This is a genomic window from Brunnivagina elsteri CCALA 953, from assembly GCF_002289455.1.
Classification (GTDB): Bacteria; Cyanobacteriota; Cyanobacteriia; order Cyanobacteriales; family Nostocaceae; genus Brunnivagina; species Brunnivagina elsteri.
In genome coordinates this window covers 1-11005 of the sequence record NZ_NTFS01000221.1, presented here as the reverse complement: position 1 = coordinate 11005, position 11005 = coordinate 1, and the positions used below count along the sequence as shown (strand labels likewise).

Sequence of the window (11005 nt, the reverse complement as noted above, 5' to 3'; positions counted from 1 at the left end):
GTTAGGGTGGGGTTCTATGTTGAGTTAGTTCGATAATGCGATCGCTAATCTTGATTTATCCAAACCAAGTTGATGTAGCAATAACCATGATTGAACCAAGTCAGGTCCATGTCCTTCCCCAGTGAAGGCAGAACGCAAGCTTTTCATCACCACACCTTTTTTCAGGTTTTGCTCTTTCATTACTTGTTTAATCATCTCTTGAGCAGTGGTTTCTGTTAATTCTTGTTCGGTTTCCAAAACTGCCAAAACTGCCTTGATTGCAGTTATCGAACTTTCCTGCTGTAATTGCGCTTTTGCTTCGTCTTGATATTCCACCGTTTCGCTAAAAAAGACTTTGGTCATATCCACAGCATCCTGCAACCGCTTCAGACTAGTGGCAATTAAAGTTGTTAAGTTTTCTAACCAAACTCTATCTCGACCAGTATCAAATTTATAACCCGCTTTCTCCCAATAAGGAATTAACATATCTGTCAATTTATCTATGGGCATTGTGTGGATATATTGACTATTAACCCAATCTAACTTTTCCCAGTCAAATTTCGCCCCCGCTTTATTCACACGATCAAAGCTAAATTGCGTCGCAGCTTCAGCAAGGGTAAAAATTTCTTGGGTAGAATCTGGCGGCGACCAACCCAACAATGTCATATAATTAACTAAAGCTTCTGCTGTAAAGCCCATTTCCTGAAAATCAGAAATCGAAGTCACACCATCACGCTTCGATAACTTACGTCCTTCTTTATTCAAAATTAGGGGAGTATGGGAAAATTCTGGGATTTTTGCCCCAAAAGCTTCATATAACAAAATTTGCTTGCCTGTATTCGCAATGTGGTCTTCCCCACGAATCACATGGGTGATTTGCATATCTATATCATCCACCACAACCGCAAAATTATAAAGTGGTTGACCAATCCCATCATCAGCAGCACGGGCAATCACCATATCACCACCCAAATCACTACCTTTCCAGGTGACAGTTCCCCGTACTAAGTCATGCCAGACAATTTGGCGGTTATCATCCATTTTAAAACGAATTACACAGCTACGCCCTTCAGCTTTAAATGCAGCTTCTTGTTCTGGTGTCAAATTTCGATGACGATTATCGTAGCGAGGTGCTTCCTTTTTCGCTGTTTGGATTTCCCGCAATGTATCTAGTTCTTCAGATGTAGTGTAACAGCGATAAGCTAAACCTTGGTCGAGTAACTTTTGCACAGCGCTTTTATACATGTCCAAACGCTGCGACTGAAAAAACGGTCCCTCATCCCAAGTTAACCCCAACCAGCGCAATCCCTCCATAATATTATCGGTAAATTCTGGACGCGATCGCTCTTCATCGGTATCCTCAATTCGCAGGATAAATTTACCATTGTGATGTCGGGCAAATAACCAGTTGAATACGGCAGTTCTTGCTGTACCAATATGTAAACTCCCCGTTGGACTAGGTGCAATACGGACTCTTACTGTCATAATATTTTTTTGATGTTTGTTTGTTTCTTTGATTTATTTACTGATTTATTTGCTCATTTTCGGCTAATAACATGGTTATCCCAAGTCTTCACCAAAATCTATGCTTTCCAAATAAATCAGCATAACCCGAAATTAACCCTAGTTAAAGCATCCCAGGGAATAAGTGAATATTTAGGGAACACCAAGAAATAAATTCCCCAGAATTGTAGGGGTTGGGTCTCCCCACACTTCGTATGATAGTGTTGGTAGGTATATGAGTTGAAGATTTTATTTTCTGGAAGTCCCTTACACCTGCATTTAGAAAATCTGTTAATAGTTAAGTATCATTTATAGCTACACGAATCAAATGTTAAAAAATATAGGACTTACGCACTGTACAAAAGAGCTATGTTATGTATTAACGTAAATGCGTTATTCCAGGCTTTTCTCAATTACCGTTTCTTGGTTGCGATTGCTTGGTGGGAAGCCAAAAAATCAAGGTCAAAACGCTGAAAACCATACCCCCTATTTTGATTTTTCTGTCAATGCGTAAGTCCTAAAATAGACTTTTTACCCACCAAAAACCCAGTTTATTAAGCCTCTCCCCTTACCAAGGGGAGAGGTTTGGAGAGGGGTTCTATATTTAGGCATTTACAACTATTCAAATTAAGAACGGGACTGACGGGGCTCGAACCCGCAACTTCCGCCGTGACAGGGCGGTGCTCTAACCAATTGAACTACAGTCCCTTGATTGCTTTTGGCAACTTTCTAATTATGCTGAAGCAAAGGAATTTTGTCAAGTACTTACCGTAATTTTATTTCGCCATACTCAAAACGATTAAACAGGATGTCAAAGACAAGCGGTTTTATGGCTACGCATTTTTTGATAATGTTCATGCAAAAGCTTTTTACTCAAATCCATCCGCAAACTAGAGGCAGTTGGGAGTAAATTAATTTGCTGAAGCCAAAATTTGAGCTTTTGTTGCTGTCGCGAATCGATCCGACTCTCCAATACATTGATACAAGTATGGGGAGGTTGCAGCGAAAAGAAAATAAGCGGGTAAATATCATTCTCACTCAGAGAACGCACAATATCCAAGTGATGCTGGTTTTGCATATCTAAATAACAAGGCAACCATTTTTTATTGGAATTCTCCCTTGGAGACACTACGCGATTCTCCTTTGGAGACACTACGTGAACGCGACTGTAAAGCAAAGTCACCCATAACAGCATTGGATAGGGTTTCCCAATAAAGATAAACTGGTTATGGCGTACAATAAGTCCGCGTTTTTGGATTTCCTGTTTGGACATCATCAGGGATAAAGCTGCAACCGTCTCATTTCCAGTTGTCACTAACTGGGGAAACACAATTTCCTGAATCGGTTTATCTTTTGACCAAGTTAACCCCCAGCAAGCCTTTTCCACTGATAAGCTTAAACTCGAATTAGACACAGAATCAGTAGTCGGAGGAATAACAATCGATTTGAAAGCTGTAAATCTGGCTTCTAAATGTTGAGTTTTGATACTTTCAATTACTTTGATAACTTCAGCAATATTTTGTGGGCGATCGCATGGATTTTTTAACAGACATGCCATAATCAAATCTTGCAGAATCTGGGGTATTTCCAGATTTGGATTTGCTGATAAAATTGGACGGGGCATTTCAAAACGATGGGATTTATACCAAGCTCCAAAATAATCAGTTTCTGGTTGCCAAGGTTTCTTTCCCGTCAACATCTCATACATCACCACTCCTAAGCTATAAATATCTGAGCGACGATCTATTTCTCCTCCCTCCAACTGTTCAGGTGAACAATAAGGTAAAGTTCCTTGAAAGCTATTATTACTATGATTTGAATTATTTTTGCTAATTGCTGATGACAAATTTAGCAGTTTTGCCACCCCAAAATCTAAAATTTTGACCAGTTCACCTAATATTAAATCTGAAGTTACTAATATATTCTCTGGCTTAATATCTCGATGCACCAAAGGATAGTTTCTCCCATCAATATTAATACCTTCATGGGCACACTGTAAGCCCAAACAAATTTGACGGGTAATTTTGATAAATCTATCAACTGGTAAAGGGATTAAATCACCTAATGTTTTACCCTCAAGATATTCCATTACATAAAATGCTTCACCAGTATCACTGACACCATAATCTGTGACTTTAACAATATGGATACTTCTTTGACTTAATGTTGCACAAATACGAGCCTCATCGGCAAATTCTTGATGCTGTTTACTATCTGTAACCCCATGAGAAATTAGCTTAATCGCAATTGGTACTCCACCAAGTAATATATCCTGCGCTAAAAAAATTTCCCCCATTCCCCCGCTAGCAATTAATGTTTTTAGCTGATAACGATTAGCAATTAACCTCCCTCCACCTTCAGAGGACAAAAATACAGTGTTCACTATGAAATTCTCAAACTTATTTTCAATTATTATTTATACAGAGTTTATTATGGAATATGTTGCTGTAGATTCAGTTAGATATCATTGTAGGGTAGCTGATTCTAAGCGATTTAAGATTAACTAACCAAATAACTAAAACAACTATTTAATTAAAACTAATTCAAATTAACCAAAATCAAATGATTGGACGAGACATTACACGCATAAATTTACTTAATGTTTTATCGAGTAATTCCCTAAAATTAATTCTCTGTTTTTTTTGTATTTCCACTAAATTATTAATAATTCCTGGTTTCCTTTTTTCATACTCAACTCGTAAAATATTCTTACTTTCATTCAATGATAATACTGGGTTAATCTGTTCGCTTAATTCTAGCCAGTCTGCCAAAATTTGCCGATTACTTGCAGATAAAGTTAATGTAACTACTTGTTCGCATTTTTGAGGGTTTTCTAATGCAAATAAAAGTAGGTGATAGTAACCTGTCTTTGCTAATGTCTGTACTATTTTTTGACTTTTTGCATCTTTCATGTCCAAAAAGTATGACAACCAACGAGTCAGATTAAACTTATTGTCACATAATACCGTCACCCATAATAAGACGGGATGTAGATTCTTTTTCTGGAAGATAAATTCTGTCGCATTAATTTGTTTCGTAAAACTTTCAATTTCTTTTTTAGGTAACATTGCCCAAAAAGTTGGGATATTACCTTGAGTTGATTGGAGAATATGTGGAAAACAAATCAGGGCAATAGGTTTGTTAGAGGGCCATGTTTTCTGCAAGCAAATTTTTTCGGAAATTAAGGTTGCAGGAACTAGTTGGGTAGAGGAAGAAGAATTTTGAACATTACTTGTATTTTTAAATGTTGCAGCATTAAAAAAATCTCCATTTTGCTGCTGTTTAATCCTTCCTAAAACCTCTAAAACTTTTCCGACATTTTCTGGTCTATTTTTAACTTCTTTCGCCAAACACTTCATTACTAATTCTTGTAATTCTCTCGGAATTTGCACATCAGGATTAACTTCTTTTAACTTTGGTGGCATTTGAAATTTATGAGCTTGATACCAATTACCAAAAGAATTATCTTTCATGTAGAAAGGATGTTTACCAGTTAGCATTTCAAACATTAACACGCCCAAACTATATATATCAGAACGAACATCCATTAATTTGCGTCCTTCCATATGTTCTGGAGAACAATATGGTAAACTCCCAATAAATGATTCCGTAAGAGTCATTCCAGCACGTTCTGTTAAAAACTTTGCAATTCCAAAATCAAGGATTTTGACTATTTCACTCTTTGGATTCTCCACTTGGCAAATAGACTCAGTTTCCTTACTATCTTCCGAAATAAAAATATTTTCTGGCTTAATATCACGGTGCAAAACTGGATAAATTTCACCTTTGAGGTTAATTCCTTGATGGGCACATTGTAAACCCAAGCATATTTGATAAATGATATCTAAGATTTTAGAAATACTTAATGACTTGCTTCTAATAACTGTTTTTAAATTTGTCCCTTGTAAATATTCCATCACATAAAAAGGAACTTTATCTTCCGTGATTCCATAGCTAAGAACGCGAGCAATATGTTTACTTTTACGTCCTAATTGAGCGCCAATAAAAATTTCCCGTGCAAAGCGCTGCGAAATTTGCTGGTTGTCAAGGCTTAATGATAGAATTTTGACTGCAACTGGCATTCCACCTTTGGCAGCGTCTTCTGCAAGGTAAACTCTACCCATTCCACCTTTACCAATTAGTTCTCTAATTAAATAACGATTGTTTAAGAATTTTCCTAGATAGCCGTCTAATTCTGCTTTATGCATTACTTGATTTTTGACTTTATCTTGCAACAGAAAAACATTCATAATTATATTTTTTTATTAATATCAACTAACTGGCAATAACGTAAGTTTAATAAACTTGCTTGTTAGACTAAAAACGGGTTACAACTTTACTTTTAAATTGTGTAAAAATCTTAAAGATGCTACCCTCCGGGAAGACGCGCAAGCGGATAAAAGTAAGTAGCAAGTACAGCATGACATAAGTTCAGATTTTACCCGTTTACTTGTTATCTATTTAATTTGTAATTGTAACTGCGATAAGCGGCGAAATTTTGCTGGGGGATGTATTTTAATGCAGTCACCATATCGCAATTTTTAATGAGTTTGAGATAACACATGAAATTTGGGTGTAAAAAGTATAAAATAACAGTAAAGTTTTGAATTTGACCTATGTGAAAGTATCTAAACATGGTTTAACACATATTTTCAGCAATCTACATGAGAAATTACACGGAAACCTGATGACCTGAAAATAAGTGCTAGCAGTACTTTCAGTGGATACACTGACTAAGAAAAAAAGAGGCATAACGAGAAATTAGATTTTCCCCGGTAAACCTCCCTCAAATTTATCCTTACTGCTAATTACTTTTAAGATTTAGACGACGCAGCAACCGTTGCAGAGATGACTCTGTTTTCAGTTTGAAGGCAAGGAATTGGGTACGCTGGATGGATTGGAAGTTATTGTCGCTCACAAGGATTAGAGATGGCTGTCCATCACCTAGTTTGGAACCAAGGGTTAAACCTTCGATATTATCGAGTAGAACATCAAGTTTACGTAAATCTAACAGTAGTTTCTTCTGCACAGGTTTGATATCTTTAATGTTAGTATCAAGAAGACTATTGATATTACTAATATCCGTTGCACCTTCAAGGGAAACTTGAAACAAAGAGATACCAAATCCCAAACCCGTAAATGCACGCTCGATACTGATGAAATGTCCCTGATTATCAATTGCATGTAAATCTGGTAAACCTTGTGCGTATTTACCAGTTAGATTAATTAATGGTTTTACCGCTTCAGTTTTATATAAGTATTCCTTGTCAGGTTGCCTTGTTTCCAGGTTGTAGCGAAGAATACGACAAGATGTGGGAACTCCTGATTTAGCTTCCGTACCATCTTGAATCAGAGCATTTTCAGAAGCAGTAAATAAATATTGTTTATCTGGGGTAATAGTGAGGTTTTCTAATGCTAAATTATTGCGAACACCTTTTTTACCATCACTCGTAGGTAAAAACTTATCTGGAATTGGTAAATTACTGATTTCTTTTCCAGAAACAAGGGAAAATTCCTTGACAAATGGGTTGATTAGTTGTGATGCATCACCTTCAGAAGATATAAATACACTTTCTCCTTTACTTAATGCTATTCCCTCCGTATCTACTGTTCCCCGTGCAAAATTTTGATTTTTTTCATTCAGTAACAACTTAACCCCAACAGGTACGACACCACCATCTCTGAGTTTTCCTTTACTCAAGTCAATTTTGAGGCTATAAAAACGAGCAGGGGCTTTTTCACTGCGGTCATCAGAAATGGCATAATAAAGTTGCTTTTCCTCATCATAGGTAATACCAGAGAGTCCACCAAAAGGAGTATTTTGAAAAGTCGTACTACTGGGGAAAGTAGTTTCCCCAATAAAATCTATCCCAGTGATTTCAATAGCAGATGAACTTAGATTAGTAAATAAGAAGCTAATAATGAGAATTGGAATACAAAAGTAAATAACTTGTCTCCAAACAGAAGCTTTTCTAATTAGTTTCATGTTTATTTTTTGTCCCGTTAAAGCCACAAACAGGATACCATAATCAAATTACGTATTATTTATTGGGTATTCTCCTCATTCAAACTTTAAACTGTTTTTCCAAAAAACTAACCAGGGTTTTTCGGGGTAAAATCCGAGATAAATGTGCGATCGCATTATTCGTAAAGCCACCACTAATTACAACCGAGTCACCCTTTTCTAAGGCTCGGAATGTATCACGTACTACGACTTCAGGGGTACTAACTTGGGTATTTTTGGCTGCGATCGCCTCTGGAAATTTCGCTTCCACAAAAAAGTTGGTATTGGTTGGACCAGGACAGCTACATAATATACGTACACCATAGTTACGATTTTCTGCCCACAAAGCTTGGCTAAAACTTAATACAAAAGCTTTTGTTGCTGCGTAAACTGAAATATAAGGCATTGGCTGAAATGCTGTGAGGGAAGCAATGTTAATAATATTTCCTGAACGCTGATGTCGCATTAGTGGCAAATATTTATGCGTTAAATCAACTAATGCTAAGATGTTTAATTGCACGATTTGAGTTTGGCGATTTTCATCACTTTCTGCAAAATCACCATAATCACCAAAACCTGCATTATTGATTAAAAAATCAATTGTAATTCCCCGTTCCTGGGTGTAATCAAATATAGCTTTAGTTGCACCAGTCTCAGTCAAATCCTGAATAATAACATCTACTTTAATATTATGTTTTGCCTGTAAATCTGATGCAAGTTGATTCAGTTTTACTTCAGAACGCGCTACTAATACCAAATTGATTCCATGAGCAGCCATATATACAGCAAAAGCCTTACCAATACCACCAGAAGCACCTGTAATTAGAGCAGTTGACATTTTTAATAAGATGAGTTTTTGTTTATGACCTTTATAAATACTAACAACAAGTACAAGTCTTTTTCGTAATCAATAGTAATATTCCTCTTAGCTGAAAAACTCCTGACATCTGTGGGATTCTCATCCTCACTGTGGGAATACTAAGTATATGTAGAATCAGGTGTAAATAATGACTAAGTTAAATAATAAAGCATTTGAAGTTTTGCGCGTTGAAGTAGAACGATGCGCTAACAACGATGCAATTGGGCAAACTGAAAAGCTAATTGTCATTAAACGTTTAGAAAAACTCCGTTTAGAAAAGGGTTCTGAGGTGAAATTTGATGAGTTACGTGACACAGTTTCCGATATTTACCCGCAATTTAGCGACAAAGTAATTAAGAAAGCAATCAAAGCAAACAAACCATCAGGAATTTTTGGAAAAATTACATTCTTAATCATATTCCTTACAGGTTCAGGGGGAATTGTATGGATGGCAAACTTACCTAATCCGATGATTCGTAAGTCAGTTGCCAAAACCGCACCAATTTTACTTGTACCAAGTTTTATGAGTATGGATTATCACTATCGTGAGGCAATTGATACCCTTGGACAAGCAGAACAATTATTAGATAATCCCACGAGTGCAGCAGATATCCAACGTGGGGAAGAAAAAGCTACAGAGGCAAAAAAACATCTCGATCAATTACCTGTTTGGTTTTTAGGTTATTATCCAGAAGCATATTGTAACTGGCTTGGTTGCAGTTGGAAATTTACACTTGATGAATTTGAAGCTGCACGGAAAAAAGTCGCAAGATTAGAAGCGATCGCATTTCAAAATCAAAATTCCCTAAATCCATTGCAAGAAGCTGAAGGAAAACTTGAGGTAGCGAAACAGCAGTATACAACGGCAAAAACTATCCCAGAAAAAGAAACAGCAGTTTTGGCATGGAAAAAGGCAATTACTCTATTTGAGCAAATTCCAGAGGAAACAATAGCAGGGAGAAATGCACAAGCAAAGCTCAAAGGTTACATACAAGAATTGGATGATGCTTTTACAGCGACATATATCAGCGCTGCACAGGAATTTGATTTAGAAGCTCAAAAAATTAAACCTACAAATCCCCAGGGAGCATCTAAATTATGGCAGCAAGCTCTTTATAAGTTAAATCAAATTCCCAAGGAAAATCCACGTTATTTGGAAGCGCAAAAGCTACTTGTTTCAATTCAATCAAAAGAACAAACAGTGGCTAATTCCAGTAGCATTAATTATATTGAAGCAGCAAAACAATATGCTTTTACTGCTGCAACAATTACCCAAAAACCACCACATCCTGCTCCTAAATGGAAACAATCTGCGGAACTTTGGAATAATGCAATTTCACAATTGAAAGAAATTGATGTTAAAGATGCTGGTTATGTAGAAGCACAAAAATTAATTGCTCAGTATCAAAGCAATTTGGGTATTATCGAAGAAAGATATGAGTCAGAAAAAAGTGGGCAAGAAATAATTTTACGAGCTAACCAAAAAATACAAAACTTAATCGCATTCTCACCATCAAATAGACAACAATGGAAATCAGAAATTCAAGGAATTATCAATCAACTGGAAACAGTGCGATCGCAAACCACTTCTTACCCGAAAGCACAGCAACTCATCACACTAGCACAGAGAAGAATGCAAAATATTTGAGCATTGGAAATTGTCACGTTCAATATCACAACCTCCTCTCAGAATATTGCTACCAGCACAGGATTTATTGGATACGACAGATATTTTTCAGCAATATAGTAAAAAAAATTGCTCTCCGAAGAAAAATGTGCTATATTAACGAAAGTGCGGACGTATAGCTCAGTTGGTTAGAGTACGTCGTTGACATCGACGGGGTCACTGGTTCGAATCCAGTTACGTCCATTATTGATCACAGATTATATGGATTATGGGATTGTGACTTTACCTGTACATTCACTAATTATTTGTCACTGTTAACAGATTAGTGTCATTTTTCACTAATTAATGTCACTATTAACAGATTGATGTCCTAAAGCTAAATACCAGTCACTTAGCTCTTGTTCCTCACTAAAATTTATTTGGGTGCGGCTCTTTTCATAATACTATTTCCATTCTGATATAAAACCTAAAGTCCATATGGTATAAGAATTGTAAGTTCTAGAGATTCCAAAATGAGGTTCGCTCAAAGTTCAAAAACAGAATCACATCTTTTTTGTAGTATCGCATTACACTCTGGAATGGGGTTTTTGTGATTTTTGGTGATCGCTTAACTTTAAGTTTCTAGGCTTAGGAACGCGGATTAAATAAAGTGCAAAAGTATCAAAAGTAGGGTGTGTTAGCGCAGCGTAACGCACCATTCCAAATCAAATCGAAAGTTGTAGGTTATTAAATCCTCATTCCTTAGTGGTGCAGAAAACTTTTCTGAGTCTCATGATGGACAATCTGGATGGTCAAAATAGTGCCTGAAACTAGGCTGTTGACTCTGAACCCTTTACCCCATAAGACTTCATGCAAAAAATGTGTCGCCTGTTTTTATGGGAAAGCGGCTGGAACAGCCGCTTTCCCACAAATAAAAGTAGCATAAATAATTTTCTCGGAAATCGGCTCAAAACAGCCAGAGTCAACAGCCTAGTTTCAGGCACTATTTTGACCATCCAGATTGTCCATCATGAGACTCAGAAAAGTTTTCTGC

Annotated in this window: 7 protein-coding genes and 2 tRNA genes; 3 read left to right on the top strand and 6 right to left on the bottom strand. The window is 36.6% G+C overall.

Features of this window, described 5'->3' with window-relative positions:
* Positions 1-24 precede the first annotated feature (24 nt).
* From gltX to CK510_RS18460, 6 genes are all read right to left on the bottom strand, one after another.
* Positions 25-1464 (bottom strand): glutamate--tRNA ligase, encoded by a 1440-nt coding sequence (gene gltX, locus CK510_RS18485; protein WP_095723102.1) that lies wholly within the window; start codon positions 1462-1464, stop codon positions 25-27.
* A gap of 652 nt (positions 1465-2116) precedes the next feature.
* Positions 2117-2190 (bottom strand) — tRNA-Asp (locus CK510_RS18480).
* Positions 2191-2293: 103 nt separating this feature from the next.
* A complete protein-coding gene (locus CK510_RS18475) occupies positions 2294-3865 on the bottom strand; it encodes a serine/threonine protein kinase (RefSeq protein WP_245912207.1) in 1572 nt (523 codons plus the stop codon).
* A gap of 175 nt (positions 3866-4040) precedes the next feature.
* Complete coding sequence (locus CK510_RS18470) at positions 4041-5732, bottom strand: serine/threonine protein kinase (protein ID WP_245912206.1); 1692 nt, start codon at positions 5730-5732, stop codon at positions 4041-4043.
* A gap of 554 nt (positions 5733-6286) precedes the next feature.
* Positions 6287-7468 carry an esterase-like activity of phytase family protein gene (locus CK510_RS18465; RefSeq protein WP_095723101.1) on the bottom strand — a complete coding sequence of 394 codons (1182 nt, stop codon included), beginning with the start codon at positions 7466-7468 and terminating at the stop codon, positions 6287-6289.
* Between the two features lie 79 nt (positions 7469-7547).
* A complete protein-coding gene (locus tag CK510_RS18460) occupies positions 7548-8324 on the bottom strand; it encodes an SDR family NAD(P)-dependent oxidoreductase (protein ID WP_095723100.1) in 777 nt (258 codons plus the stop codon).
* A 169-nt stretch (positions 8325-8493) separates the two neighbouring features.
* Here CK510_RS18460 and CK510_RS18455 point away from each other — a divergent pair, with 169 nt between their 5' ends.
* The 3 genes from CK510_RS18455 to CK510_RS32865 all read left to right on the top strand — a co-directional run.
* Positions 8494-9993 carry a hypothetical protein gene (locus CK510_RS18455; RefSeq protein ID WP_095723099.1) on the top strand — a complete coding sequence of 500 codons (1500 nt, stop codon included), beginning with the start codon at positions 8494-8496 and terminating at the stop codon, positions 9991-9993.
* Between the two features lie 148 nt (positions 9994-10141).
* Positions 10142-10215 (top strand) — tRNA-Val (locus tag CK510_RS18450).
* Positions 10216-10821: 606 nt separating this feature from the next.
* Positions 10822-11005: hypothetical protein (locus CK510_RS32865; RefSeq protein ID WP_211293224.1), on the top strand; the 184-nt coding region annotated here is incomplete at its 3' end.